This is a genomic window from Polynucleobacter sp. 78F-HAINBA, from assembly GCF_018882325.1.
Classification (GTDB): domain Bacteria; phylum Pseudomonadota; class Gammaproteobacteria; order Burkholderiales; family Burkholderiaceae; genus Polynucleobacter.
Genome location: NZ_JACVOQ010000002.1, coordinates 44,058 through 65,332 on the forward strand (window position 1 = coordinate 44,058; position 21,275 = coordinate 65,332).

At 46.4% G+C, this 21,275-nt stretch carries 14 protein-coding genes; 10 read left to right on the top strand and 4 right to left on the bottom strand.

Going from position 1 to position 21,275, the window contains the following annotated elements; genetic code table 11:
• Window positions 1–6: 6 nt before the first annotated feature.
• The 4 genes from ICN11_RS02300 to ICN11_RS02315 form a co-directional block, all read right to left on the bottom strand.
• On the bottom strand, window positions 7–2,139 hold the full coding sequence (locus ICN11_RS02300; protein WP_216228965.1) for a M3 family metallopeptidase: 2,133 nt from the start codon (window positions 2,137–2,139) through the stop codon (window positions 7–9).
• A 68-nt stretch (window positions 2,140–2,207) separates the two neighbouring features.
• On the bottom strand, window positions 2,208–3,068 hold the full coding sequence (gene folD, locus ICN11_RS02305) for a bifunctional methylenetetrahydrofolate dehydrogenase/methenyltetrahydrofolate cyclohydrolase FolD (protein WP_216228966.1): 861 nt from the start codon (window positions 3,066–3,068) through the stop codon (window positions 2,208–2,210).
• Window positions 3,069–3,076: 8 nt separating this feature from the next.
• Window positions 3,077–3,724, bottom strand: a complete 648-nt coding sequence (locus tag ICN11_RS02310) for a response regulator transcription factor (RefSeq protein WP_216228967.1) — start codon at window positions 3,722–3,724, stop codon at window positions 3,077–3,079.
• Between the two features lie 37 nt (window positions 3,725–3,761).
• A complete protein-coding gene (locus tag ICN11_RS02315) occupies window positions 3,762–6,272 on the bottom strand; it encodes a PAS domain S-box protein (RefSeq protein ID WP_216228968.1) in 2,511 nt (836 codons plus the stop codon).
• 203 nt (window positions 6,273–6,475) lie between these two features.
• Between ICN11_RS02315 and aceE the strand changes: the two genes are divergently transcribed.
• The 10 genes from aceE to ICN11_RS02365 all read left to right on the top strand — a co-directional run bounded on the left by aceE (window position 6,476) and on the right by ICN11_RS02365 (window position 21,222).
• Window positions 6,476–9,172: a pyruvate dehydrogenase (acetyl-transferring), homodimeric type gene (gene aceE / locus ICN11_RS02320; protein WP_216228969.1), complete on the top strand. Its 2,697-nt coding sequence runs from the start codon at window positions 6,476–6,478 to the stop codon at window positions 9,170–9,172.
• A gap of 15 nt (window positions 9,173–9,187) precedes the next feature.
• Entirely contained in the window at window positions 9,188–10,495 is a 1,308-nt protein-coding gene (aceF, locus tag ICN11_RS02325) for a dihydrolipoyllysine-residue acetyltransferase (protein WP_216228970.1), read from the top strand.
• Window positions 10,496–10,504: 9 nt separating this feature from the next.
• Window positions 10,505–12,289 carry a dihydrolipoyl dehydrogenase gene (gene lpdA, locus ICN11_RS02330; RefSeq protein ID WP_216228971.1) on the top strand — a complete coding sequence of 595 codons (1,785 nt, stop codon included), beginning with the start codon at window positions 10,505–10,507 and terminating at the stop codon, window positions 12,287–12,289.
• Window positions 12,290–12,360: 71 nt separating this feature from the next.
• Entirely contained in the window at window positions 12,361–13,221 is an 861-nt protein-coding gene (locus ICN11_RS02335) for an AraC family transcriptional regulator (protein ID WP_216228972.1), read from the top strand.
• A 124-nt stretch (window positions 13,222–13,345) separates the two neighbouring features.
• Window positions 13,346–16,333, top strand: a complete 2,988-nt coding sequence (locus tag ICN11_RS02340; protein WP_216228973.1) for a molybdopterin cofactor-binding domain-containing protein — start codon at window positions 13,346–13,348, stop codon at window positions 16,331–16,333.
• Window positions 16,330–17,169 (top strand): FAD binding domain-containing protein, encoded by an 840-nt coding sequence (locus tag ICN11_RS02345; RefSeq protein ID WP_216228974.1) that lies wholly within the window; start codon window positions 16,330–16,332, stop codon window positions 17,167–17,169. The genes ICN11_RS02340 and ICN11_RS02345 overlap by 4 nt, the downstream gene beginning before the upstream one ends.
• The gene (locus ICN11_RS02350) at window positions 17,166–17,660 is read left to right on the top strand and encodes a (2Fe-2S)-binding protein (protein ID WP_216228975.1); all 495 of its coding nucleotides are present in this window, start codon (window positions 17,166–17,168) and stop codon (window positions 17,658–17,660) included. The genes ICN11_RS02345 and ICN11_RS02350 overlap by 4 nt, the downstream gene beginning before the upstream one ends.
• Window positions 17,653–19,188: an AMP-binding protein gene (locus tag ICN11_RS02355; protein WP_216228976.1), complete on the top strand. Its 1,536-nt coding sequence runs from the start codon at window positions 17,653–17,655 to the stop codon at window positions 19,186–19,188. The genes ICN11_RS02350 and ICN11_RS02355 overlap by 8 nt, the downstream gene beginning before the upstream one ends.
• 19 nt (window positions 19,189–19,207) lie before the next feature.
• Entirely contained in the window at window positions 19,208–20,017 is an 810-nt protein-coding gene (locus ICN11_RS02360) for an enoyl-CoA hydratase/isomerase family protein (protein WP_216228977.1), read from the top strand.
• Window positions 20,018–20,037: 20 nt separating this feature from the next.
• Window positions 20,038–21,222: an ABC transporter substrate-binding protein gene (locus tag ICN11_RS02365; protein ID WP_255539859.1), complete on the top strand. Its 1,185-nt coding sequence runs from the start codon at window positions 20,038–20,040 to the stop codon at window positions 21,220–21,222.
• Window positions 21,223–21,275: the final 53 nt, after the last annotated feature.

Genomic DNA, 21,275 nt, shown 5'->3' on the forward strand with positions numbered 1-21,275 from the left:
GCCCAATTACTGAGTTACTAGACCACCGTGGCGAAGTAGTGCATCAATGCTTGGCTCCCGACCTCTAAATGCTTTAAAGGACTCAGCAGCGGGGCGGCTACCACCTACCTCTAGAATTTCGGTCCGATAGCGCTTGCCGGTCTCAATATCGAGGATGCTGCCCGTTAGCTTGGCCGACTCTTCAAAGGCGGCATAAACGTCGGCCGAAAGTACTTCAGCCCATTTATAGCTGTAATAACCTGCAGCGTAGCCACCTGCAAAAATATGGCTAAAGGTATTGATCCAGCGGGAGAGGGTTGGCTGAGGTATGACATTGAACTGATCTGCAATACTCCGGGAGAGGTTCAGCACGGCTTGTCCCTGAGCATTCTTGGGATCAAGGCTCGAGTGCAGGCGCCAATCGGTTAATGACATCACGACTTGGCGCAGGGTCATAGAACCATTTTGGAAATTCTTTGCAGCGAGCATTTTGTTGAATAGTTCCTTAGGAAGTGCCTTGCCAGTTTCAGCATGAGCAGTCATCTTTTCCAAGACTTCCCATTCCCAGCAAAAATTTTCCATAAACTGACTTGGCAATTCGACAGCATCCCATTCCACACCATTAATGCCGGATACGCCTAAGGCGCTTACTTGCGTTAAGAGGTGATGCAAACCATGGCCGCTTTCATGGAAGAGGGTGATGACATCATCATGAGTGATAGTTGGTTGCCGCAACACCCCATCTACTTTTACTGGCGGTGCAAAATTACAGACTAAATATGCTACCGGTACTTGAATTTCACCACTTGGTAGTACTCGACGACCACGCGCATCATCCATCCAGGCGCCACCGCGCTTGCCAGGTCTAGCGTAGGGGTCTAAGTAAAAGTATGCAACTATTTGGTCTTCAGAATTTTTAACCGAGAAAGATTGAACGTCTGCATGCCATGTTGGAAGATCAGAACTCTCAATTTTCACGCCAAACAAAGTTTGAATGACGCCAAATAAGCCTTCCAATACTTTAGGTAAGGGGAAATATTGCTTCAGCTCATTTTCAGAAAATGCATAACGCTCATGCTTTAATCTTTCTGATGCAAAAGCAATATCCCATGGCTCTAATCCATCGACAATAGCGAGTTCAGATTTGGCGAATGCAGAAAGCTCTTGCCAGTCTTTAAGAGCAAAGGGTTTTGCTTTCTGTGCAAAGTTGGTCAGGAAAGCATCGACTTCCTCAACATCATTTGCCATCTTTGGTGCCAGACTCAAGGCTGCGTAATTTTTAAATCCCAGCATGACCGCTTCTTCATCACGCAGTTTCAGCTGCTCGAGCATATTCTGCGTGTTATCCCAATCCATTTTTCCTTGAGCGTACTCGGGAGCCAATTCAGAAGCTCGCGTTACATAGGCTTCATACATTAGGCGGCGCAGTGACCGGCTCTCGGAGTACTGCATCACTGGATAATAGGATGGGAAATGCAACGAAAATGCCCAGCCTTGAAGCTTCTTCTGTTGGGCAAGATCGGCGGCCGCAGCGATGGCGTCTTCTGGCAAGCCCTTCAAGTCTGCCTCATCTGTAATGACATGCACAAAGCTATCCGTTGCATCCAAAACATGATCAGAGAATGCTTTGCCTAGCAATGCTTGCTCATCCTGAATCGCGGCGAAGCGGGGCTTTTGTGAATCAGCTAGCTCTGCACCGCCAAGACGAAAATCTCTTAATGAGTTTTCTATTACTTTTTTCTGGGCTGTAGATAGCTTTGCGTAACCAGAGCTTTGACTTAGTTCTTTGAACTTTTGATACAGCGCTAGATTTTGACCCAGGTTAGAAAAAAATGCAGTTACCTTGGGCATCATCTCACCGTAGGCTGCCCTAAGTTCTGGGGTGTCTGCCACACTATTCAAGTGAGAAATTACCCCCCATGATCTACTGAGCGCTTCAGTTGCATCTTCAAGCGGTTCAAGTAAGTCATCCCAACTTGCTGGAGTTCTTGGATCGACTGCATGAGCTACCGCTTTTTCTGCTTGCGCCAGCAGGAAATCAATTGCAGGCTCAATGTCTGAGGGTTTTACTTCAGAGTAGGTGCAAATACCTCTCCCAAATGAAATGAGTGGATTCTTTTGGAGTTCAGCAGAAGGCTTTAAAGGTATTGATGTAGTCATCCCTATAGCTTAATGGACGATGCCAACTTTTGCTATTTAGACATCAATAGCCGCCAAGATAGAAAGGGCTAGTTAGACGGCTTAGCTGCTTTCTCTGCTGCTTCTAGAGTGTTCATGAGCAGCATCGTGATGGTCATTGGGCCTACACCGCCTGGTACAGGGGTAATCCAGCCAGCGACATATTGAGCTGCATCAAAATCCACGTCGCCGCAGAGCTTGCCATCAGGCATGCGATTAATGCCCACATCGATTACAACGGCACCATTCTTCACCATATCACCGGTGATCATTTTGGGTTTGCCGGTGGCGACCACCAAGATATCCGCATCTTTAGTATGGTGGGCTAAGTCACGAGTCTTGCTATTGCAAATCGTCACAGTAGCGCCTGCTTGCAACAAGAGCATTGCCATCGGTTTACCAACAATATTCGATGCACCTACGATCACTGCGCGCGCGCCGCGAATCGGGTATTCAATACTCTCCAGTATCTTCATGCAGCCATACGGCGTGCAGGGTTTGAATTCAGGCTGACCAACCATTAAGGCGCCAGCGTTAGCTACGTGAAAGCCATCCACATCTTTTTCTGGAGCAATTGTCTCTAGAACACGCTCAGCCGCAATATGTTCAGGAAGAGGGAGTTGAACCAAGATTCCATGAATAGCGGGGTCAGCATTGAGTGTGGCAATACGAGCAAGTAACTCTTCTTCACCTAACTCGGCCGAATAGCGCTCGAGTACAGAATGAAAACCAACATCTTCACAGGCTTTCACTTTGTTTCTGACATAAACCTGACTAGCAGGATTTTCACCAACAACAATTACTGCTAAACCGGGTCTGACACCTTTGGCGGTGACGATGGCTCCACGCGCTGCAATCTCAGTGCGTAATTTTTTAGATAGGGCGACACCGTCGAGTAGCTGTGCAGGCATAGGGGGGATTAATTGGGTTGTGGGTCTGAGAGCGCTAAGCGGAGCAAGTCTGCAACGGTATTCACGTTGAGCTTTTCCATAATGTTGGCGCGGTGTGCTTCAACCGTTTTGATAGAGATACCAAGATCATCTGCAATCTGCTTATTCAAACGACCTGCAACAATGCGCTCGAGAACTTGGCGCTCGCGGCCAGTTAATTTGCTCAACAGGCTTTGGGTAATCTTGCGTTGGCTTGCTTGTGAGTAATCGATCCGTGCTTTAGCAAGCATGCGATCTACTAAACCACAGAGATCATTTTCTTTAAAAGGTTTTTCAATGAAATCGACTGCGCCACGTTTCATGGTTGACACTGCCATTGAGACATCACCATGACCTGTGATGAATGCAACTGGCATTGGTAGATTTTCACTAATCAAACGTTCTTGTAATTCAAGACCAGACATGCCTGACATGCGGACATCTAAGATAGCGCAAGAGATCGTCGATTTATCCGTGCTTTGTAGTGACTGCAAAAATCGCTCGGCACTTGCATGACAGCGAACAACATAACCATTGCTTTCTAGCAACCAGGTGAGGGAATCACGGACTGCTTCGTCGTCATCCACAACATAAACCACTTCAGCTTGATTGGGTTTGGTGGCGGCACTTATGTTCATATTGGCTCTCGCAGATAAATCTAAAAAAATGCATTAATCAACTTTTTCCCTCAGAGCCTGGGGCTTCGAGGGGTAACAGTATTGTAAAGGTGCAGCCCGTCAGCTTTGTATGTTCTGCATCCATGTGATTTTTTGCCCAAAGACGGCCCTGATGGGACTCAATCACAGACCGGCAAATATTCAAGCCCATGCCCATGCCATCGTTTTTAGTGCTAAAAAAGGGCTCAAACATGCGTTCAATGACCGATTCAGCGATTCCAGCGCCAGTATCGGTCACCTGAATACGTAGCATGGCTGGGAAGGTGCTGGTATCCAAATCGGCTGCAATCCTAACTGGAGGGGCTGACCAACGCGAGGATAGGGGGTAAACCTCCCTCAAGCTATCAAGGGAATTCTTTAGAAGATTAACTAATACTTGCAGAATTAAGACTGGATCAACATCGACTGTTGGCAGATTTTCAGAAATTTCAGTGGCAATGCTGAGTCGATGGCGATGCGCCTCGATCTCGACGAGGCCAACTGCATCATTAATAATTTCACTGATATCGCATGATTTGCGTTGAGGCTCGCTGCGCTTCACAAATCCTTTAATGCGTTGAATGATGGTGCCGGCTCTATGCGCTTGATCAGAGGCCTTTTCCAATGCAGGAAGAATATCTTTCTGAGTGACGGGATCCAGATGACCTTGTAAACGTTTTGCTACACCCATGCAATAGTTGGAGATAGCTGCAAGCGGTTGATTTAATTCGTGCGCCAATGAAGACGCCATTTCACCCATCGTAGTTAATCGGCTAGTAAATTGCATACGCTCTTCTTGTTGACGCGCTAAATCATCCGCTTCAATACGAATCGTAATATCAGTGGCAATCAGTAATTGCGCTAAATGCCCATCAACCCAGGGTACGAAACGTCTGCGAACTTCATACCATTTTGAAGTTCCTTTAGATTCATCTAGCAGTTGAATTTCCTCAGACTCTGTTTCTTGATAAAGAGAGGATGGTGGAGCACCCTCGGAAAGTGCTTGCAAGATATTTTGTTTGATATCGCCACCAGCTAAATCGAAATGCCCTTTAGCGGTATCGCCAAACCGTTCACGATAAAAGCGATTTGCAAAGAGTAATTCACCAGTCTCATTAGAGACTACCGATACTGCCGCATCTAAACCTTCTAAAACAGTAATGAAACGCTCTTGTGAAGCCGCTAATTCTTCGCGAATTTTCTTTGGTTCGGAAATATCAATTAATGAAGTTACCCAGCCAGTTTGCCTTCCATTTTCGTTAATCAATGGAGCAATGAAAGTACGGGTTTGGATGATAGATCCATTTCGATGAAGGATTGATCCCTCGATACCAATTTTCTTATCATGACTCAGCGCTAGCTTCAGGGCTCGATTCATCTTTTCTGTGAGCTCTCCTTTTTGCCCTTCAGGCCAGAAGGCAAAGGGCGGGCTGAGTCCAATGAGTTCATCGGCTGACCAGCCCGTCATCTCGCAAAATGCGGGATTGACGTAGGTGATCATCCTATTCATATCGTGCGCACGAATTCCTACTGGAGTGGAATTTTCCATTGCACTACGAAAGTTAGTTTCCGCACGAAGATTCGCTTCAGCTTCTTGTCGAACCTGCATCTGTTTGAGTACTGACCATAGACTCCAGATCACGAATGCGCTTAACCCTAAAACTACACCAATCAACATTCTGAATGTCAGATTTGTAGCGGGTGGATAGGTATCGATTCGCAAACTGAGATTTGGACTGAGTACCCCTATGTCAAGACTAGTTTGATTGCTAAATGCACGTTTGGGTGTATTTTTGTCAGACGAAATTGCCAAGACCTTCTCGTCATCCGTAATTAGAGTGAATCGATACTGGCCTTTGAGTTCGCCAGGGATCATTTCTAGAATGCCCTGGGTTGTATATAAGACGGCAACCATGCCTTTAATTTCATTTCCAGAAATTTGCGGCACCGTTTGCCAAAATACATTCCGAATTTCTTTAGCAATTAACTCATCATTTGGAACCTCGAGCGCAATGAACTGACTGAATGCCGGTCTATTGGTAGCAGTGCTGAGTTCTAGTGTTTTTCTGAGTGCTTGATTAATGACGCCTGCATTATTGACTTTATTAAACCAATCGGTTTTTAAGTTGTCCGGTGGAATTCTCCATTTGCGCTGAGATGTTTCATTTATCCAAACGATTTGCGCAATCTCATGATTGCTTTGCAGAAGATTTTCAGCCTGAATAATGACGTTATCTTTTAACTTTGCAGATTCTCCTGCTCCGACATAATCTCGGCCGATCGATTGCAGTACATCCGTGTTGTTGGCAAAGCGCAATTGGATTCGCTGCTTTGCAAAGGAGAGCTCTCTAAATAGAGCTGCCTCTTGTTGACCCTTTTCCTGAAGCTGAAGGGTGCCCATAATGACGCCCATCACCACGGTAAAAAGAACAATTGCTATTAATGGTGTGTAGACAAGCTTAAATCCCCGTATTCGACGGAGCCACTTCACAGGCTTAAGTTGCCAGATTGAAAACGCAATTTTTTTCATGTAATCCGCTTATTTTGCCCTATGGATAGCTTTCTCCATGTATTTTGTCTGGATTCATATATCTGATTGCGATGCAACAAAATACCACATAGTGAGAAATACTATCATTATGTGGGAAATTGCTTGTTTACACCCATAGACCTTCCTAGAATATTGCCTATAGAGTGAATAAATAAGACCGATGTGACTAATGGAGGCAGTTTATGGCAGCAGTTCCAGATCAAATTTTGGGTAGCGCAGGAAAGCAAGATGCGGATCCAGGTGAAACCCAAGAGTGGTTACAGGCGCTAGATGGTGTTATTCGGAATGAGGGTCCTGAGCGTGCCGCATATCTTATTGATCAGCAAATTTCTCATGCGCGAGTCAATGGAGTTAATCAGCCGTTTCATGCTGAAACTCCTTACATCAATACGATTCCAGTAGAGCAGCAAGCACGCCTGCCTGGCGATCAAAACGTTGAGCATCGGATTCGATCCTATACACGTTGGAACGCAATGGCTATGGTTCTGCGCGCTAACAAAGATACCAATGTTGGCGGACATATTTCTTCATTCCAGTCTGCAGCTACGTTGTATGACGTTGGCTTTAATCATTTTTGGCATGCACCATCGCCAGAGCATGGTGGCGACCTGATTTTTGTTCAGGGGCACTCAGCACCAGGCGTTTATGCACGTGCTTACATGCTTGGTCGTTTATCCGAGGATCAACTGAACAATTTCCGCCAAGAAGTAGGTGGTAAGGGCATCTCTAGTTATCCACATCCTTGGTTGATGCCAGATTTTTGGCAGTTCCCAACAGTGTCTATGGGTCTTGGCCCAATCATGGCTATTTATCAGGCGCGATTTATGCGCTACATGCAAGACCGTGGATTTATTAAGGCGGAAGGTCGCAAAGTTTGGGCTTTCTTGGGTGACGGTGAAACTGATGAGCCAGAATCACTCGGCGCTATTGGTATGGCTGGCCGTGAAAAATTAGACAACCTGATTTTTGTCGTGAACTGTAACTTGCAGCGCCTTGATGGTCCTGTGCGCGGTAATGGCAAGATCATTCAGGAGCTTGAGGGCGAGTTCCGCGGTGCTGGTTGGAATGTCATTAAGGTTGTTTGGGGTGGTCATTGGGACGCCTTGTTTGCACGTGACAAAAAAGGCATCTTGATGCAGCGTCTTGGTGAAATTGTTGATGGTGAATATCAGACCATGAAGGCCAAGAGCGGTTCCTATGTGCGTGAAATCGTCTTCAACACTCCCGAATTAAAGTCTTTAGTAAGTGACTGGAGTGATGAGGAAATCTGGCAGCTCAATCGCGGCGGTCATGATCCACATAAAGTATTTGCTGCTTTCCATTCAGCTGTGAATCACAAGAATCAGCCTACAGTTATTTTGGCTCACACTATTAAGGGCTACGGTATGGGTGGTTCTGGCGAGGCGATGAACATTGCCCACCAAGCCAAGAAGATGAATGCGGATGACGTACGTCGCTTCCGTGATCGCTTTGAGATCCCAGTTAAAGATGAGCAACTCGATGAAATGCCTTTGGTGAAGTTTGCTGAGGGTAGTCCTGAGCTTGAGTACATGAAAGCGCGTCGCCAAGAGTTGGGCGGATATTTGCCGCAACGTCGCATGAAAGCGGAGAGCTTGCCAGTTCCTGCTTTAGATGTATTCGCACCATTGTTAGAGGCGACATCGGATGGTCGCGAGATCTCTACAACGATGGCTTTTGTCCGTATTCTCAATACGATTGTGCGCGATAAGGTTTTAGGTAAGCGGGTGGTTCCAATTGTTCCTGATGAGTCACGTACCTTTGGTATGGAAGGCATGTTCCGCCAATTAGGTATTTGGAATCAATTGGGTCAGCTCTATACCCCAGAAGATCATGATCAACTGATGTTCTATAAAGAGGATAAGACTGGTCAGATTTTGCAAGAAGGCATTAATGAAGCGGGTGGTATGTGTGATTGGATCGCTGCTGCAACTTCATACTCGACTCATGGTGTGCCGATGTTGCCTTTCTACATCTTCTACTCCATGTTTGGTTTCCAACGCATTGGCGATCTCTGCTGGGCTGCTGGCGATATGCGTAGCCGCGGTTTCTTATTGGGCGGTACTGCCGGTAGAACAACTCTGAATGGTGAAGGTCTTCAGCATGAAGATGGCCACAGCCAAGTATGGAGTGCTGCCATTCCAAACTGCATCAGCTATGACCCTTCGTTCTCATTTGAAGTTGCCGTGGTGATTCAGGATGGTATGCGTCGCATGCTAGCTGAACAAGAAGATGTCTATTACTACATCACTTTGATGAATGAAAACTATGCTCACCCAGCAATGCCAAAGGGTGCAGAGCAAGACATCATTAAAGGCATGTACAAGCTCAAATCCGTTGGTGATGCCAATGCGAAATTGCGTGTACAGCTTTTAGGTTCGGGAACAATTTTCCGCGAAGTCATTGAAGCTGCTGAGATCTTGCATAAAGATTGGGGTGTTGCTTCTGATTTGTGGGGCTGCCCAAGCTTTACTGAGTTGGGTCGTGATTGGACTGCGGTTCATCGCAACAACTTGCTCAACCCAACAGCAGCGCCAACCTTGTCTCATGTGGAAAAGTGCCTTAAAGATACTGTCGGCCCAGTGATTGCTGCTACTGACTATGTTCGTTTGTTTGCCGAGCAAATTCGTCCAGCAATTCAGCATATGGGTCGTCGTTTCGAAGTATTGGGCACCGATGGTTTTGGTCGCTCCGATACCCGCGAAAAATTACGTGATTTCTTTGAAGTAGATCGTCGCTGGGTTGTATTAACAGCACTACGTTCATTAGTGGATGCTGGTCAGCTTGATCGTCAAAAACTAGCCGAAGCGATTAAGAAATACGAAATCGACATCACTAAACCAAACCCAATGATGGTTTGATCAGAGACAGATACTATGAGCCAACTAATTGATATTAAAGTCCCGGATATTGGGGATTACACAGATGTGCCTGTTATCGAAGTATTGGTAAAAGCCGGTGATCGCGTTGAAAAAGAGCAGTCCATTGTTGTTCTGGAATCAGATAAAGCAACTATGGACGTTCCATCATCACACTCCGGTGTTGTGAAGGAAGTCAAAGTTAAAGTAGGCGACTCGATTTCAGAAGGTGCCATTGTTTTGGTGCTTGAAGAAAGTGGCGAGGTAGCTGCTCCAGTTGCTTCACAAACTGCACCAGCTCCCGCAGCGGTGAAGGTTGAATCAGCCCCAGCTCCAAAAGTAGAGCCGCCAATTGTGCGCGCACCTGCACCACCTCCTGTTAGTAATACTCCGGTTGAAGTTGACCCAACAGCAAGTCATGCAAGTCCATCTGTTCGTAAATTTGCTCGTGAACTTGGTGTTGCCGTCCATCAAGTCAAAGGCTCTGGACCAAAAGGCAGAATTACTCAGGAAGACGTTCAGGCATTTGTAAAAGCGGCAATGAGTGGTGGGGCTGGTAGTACATCAAATGCATCTGGCGGAAGCTTGGGTGGATTGAATCTCATTCCTTGGCCTAAAGTAGATTTCTCTAAATTTGGAGAGACTGAGCGTCAGCCACTCAATCGTATCAAGAAATTGACTGCAGCAAACCTAGGTCGCAACTGGGTCATGATTCCTGCAGTGACTTATCACGAAGATGCGGATATTACTGATCTCGAGGCATTTAGAGTTCTCACCAATAAAGAGAATGAAAAGCAGGGCCTCAAAATCACCATGTTGGCTTTCTTGATGAAGGCTGCTGTAGCCGCTCTCAAGAAGTTCCCTGAGTTCAATAGCTCTATTGACGGTGATGACCTGGTATTGAAGAAGTATTTCAATATTGCGTTTGCCGCAGATACGCCAAATGGTTTGGTGGTGCCAGTGATTCGCGATGCTGATAAAAAAGGCATTTTTGAGCTTGCTCGCGAAACCTCCGAATTAGCTGCACTTGCACGGGATGGAAAATTAAAGCCAGATCAAATGCAAGGTGCTAGTTTCACCATTTCCTCTCTGGGTGGTATTGGCGGTACGTATTTCTCACCAATTGTGAATGCTCCTGAAGTCGCAATCTTGGGTGTAAGCAAAGCTGCTATGAAGCCTGTTTGGGATGGCAAGCAATTTGTCCCGCGCTTAATTTGCCCATTGTCATTGAGCGCTGATCATCGTGTAATTGATGGTGCTTTAGCAACACGCTTCAATGTCTATATCGCTCAGCTAATGTCCGACTTCCGTCGCGCAGCGCTATAAGGAGAAGACATGGCTAAGCAAATTATTCTCGTACCAGATATTGGTGATTATTCAGATGTGCCAGTTATTGAAGTGCTCATCAAGGTAGGCGATGTCATTGAAAAAGAGCAGCCCTTGCTCGTTTTGGAATCTGATAAAGCAACGATGGAAGTTCCGGCTGACGCTGCTGGAACTATTCTGAGTATTTCCGTTAAAGCTGGCGATAAGGTTAGCAAGGGAAGTGCCGTTGCAGAAATTGAAGTGGGGTCAGTAGCAGCGCCTCAGGCTTCTACGCCTGCAGCAAGCCCATCTCCTGCACCTGCTCCAGTAGCCGCTGCTGTGATCACCGCTCCTATCGCTGGTCAATTTAGCGGTAAGGTTGATCATGAGTGTGAAGTGCTTGTCTTAGGTGCGGGCCCTGGTGGTTATAGCGCTGCATTCCGAAGTGCAGATTTGGGTATGAGCACTATTTTGGTAGAGCGTTACTCCACTTTGGGCGGAGTGTGCTTAAACGTGGGTTGCATCCCATCTAAAGCTTTGCTTCACACCACTGCGGTGATGGACGAAGTGAAGACCATGTCTAAGCATGGCATTAGCTATGGTGCTCCAAAAATTGAGATTGATCAACTGCGTGGCTATAAAGATTCTGTTATTGCTAAATTGACAGGTGGATTGGCTGGCATGGCCAAAGCACGCAAGGTGACTGTTGTTCGTGGCCTTGGCCATTTCTTAGATGCGAATCACGTTGAGGTTGAGTTAACCAAGGGTGATGGCCAAGATTTGGCTGGGCAAAAAGAAGTGATTCGTTTTCAGAAAGCAATTATTGCTGCTGGCAGTCAACCAGTAAAACTACCGTTCTTGCCGGAAGATCCGCGCATTGTCGATAGCACTGGCGCTTTATTGCTCAAGAGCATTCCAAAGCGTATGTTAGTTATTGGCGGCGGCATTATTGGCTTGGAGATGGCCACCGTCTACAGCACCTTAGGTTCCCGCATTGATATTGCCGAAATGATGGATGGCCTTATGGCAGGCGCAGACCGTGATTTAGAAAAGGTCTGGGAAAAATTTAACGCCGGCCGTTTTGAAAAGATCATGCTCAAGACTCGCGCCTCTAAAGCTGAAGTTAAGGCCGATGGTATTCAAGTAAGTTTTGAAGGTGAGAGCGCTCCTTCAGAGCCGCAAACATACGACTTGGTATTGGTTGCAGTAGGGCGCACACCGAATGGCAAAAAGATTGATGCATCTGCTGCAGGAGTGATCGTGGATGAGCGGGGCTTTATCCCTGTTGATAATCAAATGCGCACTAATGTGAACAACATTTTTGCAATTGGCGATATCGTTGGTCAACCTATGCTTGCTCATAAGGCAGTGCATGAGGGTCACGTTGCAGCTGAAGTTGCGGCTGGTGAAAAATCCTACTTCGATGCTAAGCAGATTCCATCCGTAGCGTATACCGACCCTGAAGTAGCTTGGGCTGGCTTGACTGAAGAGCAATGTAAAGCCAAAGGCATTGTTTACGAGAAGGGCTTATTCCCTTGGGCTGCTAGCGGCAGGGCGATTGCAAATGGTCGTGATGAAGGTTTCACGAAGCTGATTTTTGACGCCACAACGAAGCGCATTATTGGTGGCGGAATTGTAGGCACCCATGCTGGCGACTTAATTGGTGAAGTGTGTCTTGCAATTGAGATGGGTGCTGATGCTGTAGATATTGGTAAAACTATTCATCCGCATCCAACCTTAGGCGAGTCAGTTGGCTTGGCTGCTGAGGCTGCTCATGGTCACTGTACTGATTTACCGCCGGTTAAGAAGAGGTAACAGCGCATTATTTTGCAGTGCAATATTGCAATGCTTAGCACCGCGGTTTGCTCTGTGAGATCATCTACACCATGTCAAAGGTAATTCGTTTATTGCATGGTGAATTTGGAAGGGTGGCACTCCTGGAAATGGATGCCCCTCTTGTGACTCATGCTCACCATCACTGTCACATACTTTGTAAAGTAGCGGGTCCTGACATCGCTTTTCAGGTAAGGGGTGCTCATTGCCCTTTAACGAGCGACAACGCTGTTTTAATTAATGCCTGGGAAGAGCACTCCTATTTACATTTACCGGTAAACGGACAGAGTCCCATACTGCTCGCCTTATACCTTGAGCCAAAGTGGCTTGCTTCCTTTAGTAAGAAATTCTTAGCCAGTAGTCACCCTCGTTTTTTCTCAAGCAATCTTTCGGCAATGAGTGCTATGCAAAAGCAGATTCTTGAGAAGATCTCAATGGAACTCTGGTGGTCTGATCAAATTACCCATGCCCATCTAGAGTCTCTGTTGCTAGACCTCACAGCTACGTTTATGGAAGATATTGGCTATATATCCCAAGGTGATCTTCGAGCTGCGGGAAGTTCCTTAGCTTTTATGGACCCAAGAATTCGGAAGGCAATTCATTTGATGCGGACTTCTCCGCAAGGCCTTAGCGATATCTCTACTGTTGCTAAAAGCGTTGATTTATCTCGCTCCCATTTTTTTGATCTTTTCCGTCGTTGCACTGGTCTATCGCCCATTGTTTTTGCAAACGTTCTCAAGATGGAGTTTGCCTTCGATGCGCTTGCCAGCAACGAAGAAAGCCTTATCCACATTGGTGATGAGCTCGGTTTTTCTGCGCCTAGCCATTTCACCAGATTCTTTAAGCAGCATCAAGGCGTGGCACCAAGTCAGTATCGACTGCAGGTAGAAAAGACCTCCAAGCTCGATTCCTAGGGTTTTCCTGATATATAAAATCAGACTCTGGGGTAAGTGATCCGACTCTAAGGTAAGCGCCCGCGGCAACAGTTCATTACTCTTCTCTCAGGTTTAGAAGTATTCCATTTTCTGAAAGACGGCATTGACTCAAGCTTCGATCCATTTAGGTAGACCCCATGAGCGCGTAGAAGATGCTGCGCTTTTGACTGGTGCTGGCCGCTACCTCGATGATTTACCTTTACCGATTGGCACGCTTTACGCTGCCATCGTTCGTTCGCCCATCGCGCATGGAAAAATTCTATCGGTAGATATCCATGAGGCTTTGGAGATAGCCGGAGTGCGCGCTGTCCTGACAATCGAAGACGTACAGTCTTGGTCCAATCCATTGGTAGTTGCGGTTAAGACGCCAATGCGCCAATGGGTTTTGGCTGATCAATTTGTTCGTTATGTTGGTGAGCCCATTGCTGTTGTTATCGCTGAATCAAGGGCGTTGGCTGAGGATGGTGCTGAAAAAGTTCAAGTAAATATACAGCCGCTCCCAGCCGTGGTCGACGTAGATGCGGCCTTAATGGATGACGCGGTAATTTTGCATGCGGATATGGGTAGTAATTGCGTCTCGGACCGCTCATTTCATTATGGGGATCCAGATAAAGCCTTTTCACAGGCCAATCATGTAATTGAGGTTGATATTCGCTATCCTCGTAACTCATGCACTCCGATGGAGACGGGCGGGGTGATTGCGCAGTGGCGCGCTAGTGATTCCTCTTATGAGGTGAGCTCAAATTTTATGGGGCCATTTTCACTTCACGTAGTGATGGCTGCCGCATTAAAAATTCCAGGAACAAAATTACGCCATCATGTGCCTCCTGATTCAGGGGGTAGCTTTGGAGTGAAGCAATCGGTTTTACCCTACATTATTCTCTCCTGTCTGGCCTCTCGAAAAGCGGGTGCTCCTGTTAAATTTATTGAGGATCGTTTAGAGCATTTGCAGGCTGCCACCTCTGCAACGGCACGTCATACCCATTTACGGGCGGCAGTTGATTCTGATGGAAAGATTCTCGCTCTAGATTACGACCAAATTGAAGATTGCGGTGCATATCTTAGAGCTCCTGAGCCGGCAACACTATACCGAATGCACGGTTGCGTTACTGGCCCATATCAGATTGAGAATGTAAAAATTCGTAATCGAGTGGTATTGATTAACAAAACCCCCACTGGACTGGTGCGGGGCTTTGGAGGTCCTCAGGTGTATTTTGCACTGGAGCGACTAGTTCATCAGATTGCTAAACGGCTTGGCAAATCCCACCTAGAGATTGCGGCACTCAATTACGTAGAGAAAAATCAGTTTCCATATCAAGCTGCTGCAGGGGCATTGCTCGACTCAGGAGACTATCAACAAGCGCTTGCTACCGTAAAGTCTTCGCCTGAATATCAAAGATTAATAGCGCGTCGCGATGAGGCAAGAAAAAATGGTCGTCACTATGGCATCGGTGTTGCATCCATTGTTGAACCATCCGTATCCAATATGGGATATATCACCACCGTATTGACTCCAGAGCAAAGGGCAAAATCCGGACCTAAAAATGGGGCAATTACATCGGCGACAGTCAGTGTTGATCCATCAGGCAATGTCGCCGCCAATATTGCATCTGCACCCGCTGGTCAAGGCCACCAAACTGTAATTGCCCAACTTTTAGCCGATGTTTTTGGTCTTACTCCTGCGCAAATACAGGTCAACGTGGATTTTGATACCGCCAAGGATGCATGGTCGATTGCGGCAGGGAATTACTCCAGTCGTTTTGCTGGCGCGGTAGCGGGTACGGTATTTATGGCGGCTGAAAAATTAAAAGCACGTATAGCCGCTTACGCTGCGCATGTCCTTAAAGTCAATGCAGATCAGTTGCTGTTTGCGAATGGCAATATATCTATTGGGGGTCAAAGCGAGGGATGCATACCATTTTCAAGAGTGTGCGGAAATTTCCATTGGTCGCCAGGTCTTGTTCAAGAAGCCCTTGGTAGAGATGTTACTTTAGCGCTGCAGGAAACCTCATTCTGGAGTCCTGATGTACTCCAAGCTCCAGATGGAAATGATCGTATTAATACATCTGCAGCATACGGATTTGCCCTAGATGTCTGTGGTATTGAAATTGACCCAGATACTTGTTTTGCAAAGGTTGACGAGTACATCACCGTTCATGATGCTGGAAAAATTCTTAATCCATTGCTTGCGGATGGTCAGATATATGGCGCGTATTCGCAAGCGGTAGGTGCGGCCTTATTCGAGGAGTTTGTATACGGTAGTGATGGTAATTTCTTATCGGGTACTTTTGCTGACTATCGTTTACCAACAGCAAGTGAGATTATTCCTCCAAAAATTTACCATCAAGAGTCCCCAAGCCCCTTTACTCCAATGGGGGCAAAGGGAATTGGCGAGGGTAACAGCATGAGTACTCCGGTATGTATTGCCAATGCAATTGCTGATGCTCTTGGGGTCGAAGATATTGTCCTGCCCGCAACGCCAAGTCGAATTCATGCGCTACTCGTATCTCAAGGTAAGTTAATAAAAGATATTGAGCCCACAACATCATCCGCATTGAAGGTCAACCATGACTACCCACTTAGGGCGCAGGGCCAGATTAGATTAAAGGTTGTCCCAGAAGAAATTTTTGCTGTTCTCTTGGATCAAAATCGTTTGAAGAATGTCATTCCTGGTTGTGAGTCTATTAAAGAGTCATCCATTCAGAATGGAATTCGATTTGATTGTGTAGCCGTTGTCAGAATTGGTGTTGCAAAAGCACGCTTTAACGCAAAAATTGATTTGACCGATATCGTAAGACCCACTAGCTTTTCATTGGGAGGCGAGGGAAGGGGTCCCTTAGGCATGGCCCTTGGAATGGGTGGTGTGCGCCTAGAGGCGATCGATGGTGAAACACTGTTGCATTATGACTATCAAGCCCAAGTCTCCGGAAAGTTATCTGCAATTGGTAGTCGTTTATTAGAAGGCGCAATTCGCTTGGTTCTAGATCAGTTATTTCGCGCCTTGGCTAAAGAAGCTGGAGCCCAAGGCGGGCAGAATGCATTGATGGGCTTATTCACTCAACTCTTATCTGTATTGGGGTTAAAAAAGTGAAATCAGCCGCCTTTCAAATGCATCGACCAAGTTCGATAAGAGAAATTTTGGATTTATTAGAGTTGCATGGTGAGGATGCCCGCATTCTAGCCGGCGGTCAAACTTTGGTACCCATGTTGGCTATGCGTGTTGCTAGCCCTGCCCATTTAATTGATTTATCTCTTACTCAAGAGTTGCATCAATTTAATGTAACGAAAGGGTCCCTGCGAGTTGGAGCGGGCGTAACTCAGTCGACACTAGAGGGGTGGGATCTATTAGCAATCACGCAGCCATTATTAAAGATGATGTTTCCATGGGTGGCGCACTCCCCAATTCGTAATCGTGGCACTGTATGTGGATCTATCGCGCATGCTGATCCAAGCGCTGAGATGGTTTTAGCGCTCATGACTCTCGGCGGATCTGTCACGCTTGCCTGTAAAAAGCGGGAACGAAGAGTTAAGGCTGCCGATTTCTTTCTTGGCGCTCTTCAGACTAGTCGTGAGTCGAATGAGTTGATCGTATCCGTTGAATTTCCGATTCAATCAGCAGGGACAGGTTTTGGTTTTGCTGAATATGGCTATAGGCATGGTGATTTCGCTGTTGTAGCGGTAGCCGTAGTCAGAAATGGTAAATCCTGGACGATTGGATTTGGTGGTGTGGATGATACCGTCAAAGTATTCCGTATCGAAGCTAGTTCGCTGGCTGAAGTTAATGAACATATTAATAAATTGGCCAGCACAATTGAAGTGCGCGAAGATCCTACCGCTACTTCAGGTTTGAGGAGGCATCTGATGCGTACTCTGGGGGCTCGAGCAGCAAAACAAGCATTTGAATTTGAGGGCGAATACCAATCATGACAGAGCAATCGATTCACTTAACCATCAATGGTATCGAGAGAACGGCAAAGTGTGAGGACCGCACCACATTACTTGATTTCGTGCGTCACGATCTTGGATTGACGGGCACTCATGCAGGCTGTGAGCACGGTGTGTGTGGCGCATGCACGGTTGAGGTAAATGGCCAAATTGTGCGCTCATGTTTGATGTTCGCTTGCCAAGCAAATGGAGCAAGCGTTAAAACTGTTGAAGGCATCGCACAGGCTGGTGAATTATCCGATTTGCAGGCTGCCTTTAAAAAGCATCATGCCTTGCAGTGTGGATTTTGCACCCCCGGTTTTTTAATGGCGGCAGAGGATCTGCTCCAAAAAAATACCTCCCCCTCGGATTCAGAGGTGAGAGAGGGTTTATCTGGGAACTTATGTCGATGTACCGGTTATGTTGGCATCGTTGAGGCCGTTCTAGAAGTTGCCGAACAAAGAAGAAATGCGATTGGAGATACCCATGCTTGATTTAGGCAGGACATTTTTACAGGCTGTTGAGCGTGAGCCTGATCGGCTGGCCATCGTGGATGGTGATCGTAGGTTAACTTACCGTGAATGGGCTAATTGTATTGGTGCGCTGCAGAAGTCATTCTATAAAAGAGGACTCACTCGCGGTGATCGCATATTAACTATTTTGCAAAATCGTTACGAAGCGGCAACCATTCATTGGGCTTGTCAGATGTCCGGCATCGCTGTGGTTCCTCTTAACTGGCGTTCAAAGCCTGAAGAAATTGACTATTGCGCTCAAAATTCTGATGTAAAGCTCGCTTTTGTGGAGGAAATTTCGCTACAAAATTACTTGGACTCCGAGACTAGCAAATCAATCCCCGTTGTTCTATGTACGGATACAGCCTCTTCAAGTACTCACGTCTATTTTGATAGCTTGATGGAGGAGGTCGGCGAACCTACCCCTGATGGGCATGTTGAAGATATCTCTGTGATGCTATTTACCTCGGGAACTACAGGCAAGCCAAAAGGGGTTCCTCGGAAGCAACGAGCAGAGCGGGCGGCTGGAGTCGCCCATGTCGCTCAAAATCAATATGCCATGGGTGAGGTCACTCTTGGTGTGATGCCGCTCTACCATACGATGGGAGTTCGCACATTGCTTTCACTTTGCATAGTGAATGGAACTTATGTTGCTGTTCCACGCTGGGATGTTGAAAAAGCGATCGATTCAATTGAGGCAGAAAAGGTCACGCATTTATACCTCGTTCCCACTCTGTATCACGATATGCTGGAATCAAAAAATTTCAGTCCATCGCGCGTCTCCTCCGTTAGAAAACTTGGCTTCGCTGGTGCTCCGATGCATGACGCACTTTTATTGAAATTAGATAAAGCATTTTCTCCTGAATTATTTGTGAATCACTATGGATCTAGCGAGATCTACACCTATACGATTAACCAAAGTGCTGTTGCCAAGCCTGGCTCGGCAGGCAGGGCCGGCATTAACGCGCGTATTCGCGTCGTGAAACTAGATGCAGGTTCTCAAGCGACTACTCCAACGGTTTTGGCTACCCCAAATGAAGAGGGTCAAATTATTTGCGATCTATGTGGGGATGAAGCCTTCGAAGGATATTGGAAGCGCCCTGACGCAGATCAGAAATCGATACGGAATGGATGGTATTTCACGGGGGATACCGGTTATTTCGATGAGTCTGGCGAGCTTTTTGTTACGGGGCGAGTCGATGACATGATTATTTCTGGTGGAGAAAATATCTCTCCGGTAGAAATCGAATCCATACTTTCTTTGCATCCCTCGGTGAGCGAGGTTGCTGTGGCAGGCCTCAAGGATGATCGCCTGGGACAAAAGGTAGTTGCATTTATTAAGACTGCTGCATCAGTTGATTCAAAATCGCTAGACGATTATTGCCGAGGTTCTGACTTGGTGAATTTTAAGCGTCCAAGAGAATATATTTTTGTAAAAGAAATTCCCAAATCGCCCGTGGGAAAAGTATTGCGACGTAAATTAGTGGCCGGCGAATATGAAAGTGTTTAATTTTTACTAGAAAGACCTTATGACAACAGCTTTAAAACACCCCTTTAGCAATATTCTGGATAATCTCGATGGCTTTTATGTTGAGATTGATGCTGACCATGAAAGGGCTGATATTGTTCTCAAGCGCCCGCCATTTAACGTCATCCAAATGCCGCAAAGAGATCAGTTGCGTGCGACATTTGAGGCTTTGGATGCCGATGATCGTGTGCGAATCATTGTATTGCGAGCCGAAGGTGAGCATTTCTCAAGCGGTGGCGACATTAAGGGATTCTTGGAGGCTACACCAGAGCACGTCTCTAAATTAGCTTGGAATATTGCTGCTCCTGCGCGCTGTACGAAGCCAGTGATTGCAGCTAATCATGGCTATTGCTTTGGCGTCGGCTTTGAGATTTCGCTTGCATGCGATTTCCGAATTGCTGCCGAATCTACTTTGTATGCACTCCCAGAACAAAAACTAGGTCAAATTCCAGGCTCTGGTGGTTCAGCACGCTTGCAGAAAATGGTTGGCATTACTAGAACCAAGGATATCGTAATGCGTTCCCGAAGAATTAAGGGCCAGCAGGCCTTCGAATGGGGTGTAGCAACAGAGTGTGTTCCGGACGCTGAATTGGCCCAGGCCGTTTCAAAATTGGTAGATGAATTACGAGCTTTCTCTCCAATGGCTCAAAGAACCGCTAAGAAGATGTTGAATGAGACTGAAGATTGTTTGTTAACAACAGCAATCGAAGTGGAGGGTCATTGTTATAGCCGTTTGCGTAACTCTGAGGATTTTAAAGAAGGGGTAGAAGCTTTCCACGGAAAGCGTCAACCCAAATTTGTTGGTCGTTAATTTTTTATCTGGAGACATGAATGATGCAAAATAATTTTAAAGCTAAAAAAATTGCCATTGCTGCAGCCCTAAGTTTTGGTATGTCGATTGCTGTGGCTCAGTCTGGCCCAATCAAAATTGGTGTAGTAACTCCGCTTTCTGGGACATACACCCCAATTGGTGAGCAAGTAAAAATGGGTTTAGATTTGGCGGCCAAGGAGATTAATGCTGCGGGCGGTATTAATGGTCGAAAAATTAATCTCATTTATGAAGATGAAGAGGCCAATCCGGCTGTAGCGACTCAAAAGGCTGAAAAACTGTTTCAAGTTGAGAAGGTGGACTTTTTAACGGGTACTGTCAATTCAGGATCCACGTTAGCGGTTGGTCAGCTAGCAGAGCGAAACAATAAACTGATTGCCACCACAGTTTCTTTTGCCGACTCTATTACAGCTGATAAGTGCTCTCCTAACGTATTTCGAGTTAACGCACGCGCAGGCATGCAATCCGCAGCTTTAGCAGCTTGGGTTGATAAAGAGCTCCCTAAGGCTAATATTTTCTTCATCGGACCTGATTATGAAATGGGTCGTAGCACTGTAGCGGCATTTAAGAAGGCCTCTACTGAAAAGGGAGCCAAAGACGTGGGTGAGGTATTTGCGCCATTGGATAACAAGGACTACTCACCATATTTCGGTCAAGTTCGCGCCGCCAAGCCAAATGTTATTTATACCTCAGTGGCTGGTAACGATACAGTCCGCCTGTTTAGTCAGATGGATGAATACGGCGTTAATAAGGGCGTTACCGTTGTAGGGGCTTCTGGCACTGTTACTTCGCAAAATATGGGGGCGATTGGTAAGTCAGCTAATGGCTTTGTTACCGGTGTTGGCTATTCTCCAAAATTGGATAACCCTGCAAATAAGAAATTTGTTGCTGACTTCCAGAAGGCTTATAACAAGCTCCCTGATCTCTACGGCGCTGACTCATATGGATTGCTGTACTTCTACAAGGCAGCTGTTGAAAAAGCAAAATCTACTGAGACAGACAAAGTGCGTACTGCTATGAATGATTTAACTTGGCAAACTCCACAGGGCGCAAAGAAAATGCGCGCTGGAGACCATCAGGCTATGCAGGATATGTTTGCTGTACGCGTTGAGAATGGTGAGTTCAATATTGTTGGAAAAGTGGCGTCTGATCAGGCAATTGGTCCTGATACTTGCACACGCTTCTAATTTATTTGGGTATCGACCCCATGCTTGAGATGAAGCTTGAGCATGGGTGTTTA

Coding starts and splice junctions, on each gene's coding strand:
- ICN11_RS02300 (WP_216228965.1), bottom strand. CDS start 2,139: ATGACTACATCAATACCTTTAAAGCCTTCTGCTGAACTCCAAAAGAAT.
- folD (WP_216228966.1), bottom strand. CDS start 3,068: ATGCCTGCACAGCTACTCGACGGTGTCGCCCTATCTAAAAAATTACGC.
- ICN11_RS02310 (WP_216228967.1), bottom strand. CDS start 3,724: ATGAACATAAGTGCCGCCACCAAACCCAATCAAGCTGAAGTGGTTTAT.
- ICN11_RS02315 (WP_216228968.1), bottom strand. CDS start 6,272: ATGAAAAAAATTGCGTTTTCAATCTGGCAACTTAAGCCTGTGAAGTGG.
- aceE (WP_216228969.1), top strand. CDS start 6,476: ATGGCAGCAGTTCCAGATCAAATTTTGGGTAGCGCAGGAAAGCAAGAT.
- aceF (WP_216228970.1), top strand. CDS start 9,188: ATGAGCCAACTAATTGATATTAAAGTCCCGGATATTGGGGATTACACA.
- lpdA (WP_216228971.1), top strand. CDS start 10,505: ATGGCTAAGCAAATTATTCTCGTACCAGATATTGGTGATTATTCAGAT.
- ICN11_RS02335 (WP_216228972.1), top strand. CDS start 12,361: ATGTCAAAGGTAATTCGTTTATTGCATGGTGAATTTGGAAGGGTGGCA.
- ICN11_RS02350 (WP_216228975.1), top strand. CDS start 17,166: ATGACAGAGCAATCGATTCACTTAACCATCAATGGTATCGAGAGAACG.
- ICN11_RS02355 (WP_216228976.1), top strand. CDS start 17,653: ATGCTTGATTTAGGCAGGACATTTTTACAGGCTGTTGAGCGTGAGCCT.
- ICN11_RS02360 (WP_216228977.1), top strand. CDS start 19,208: ATGACAACAGCTTTAAAACACCCCTTTAGCAATATTCTGGATAATCTC.
- ICN11_RS02365 (WP_255539859.1), top strand. CDS start 20,038: ATGATGCAAAATAATTTTAAAGCTAAAAAAATTGCCATTGCTGCAGCC.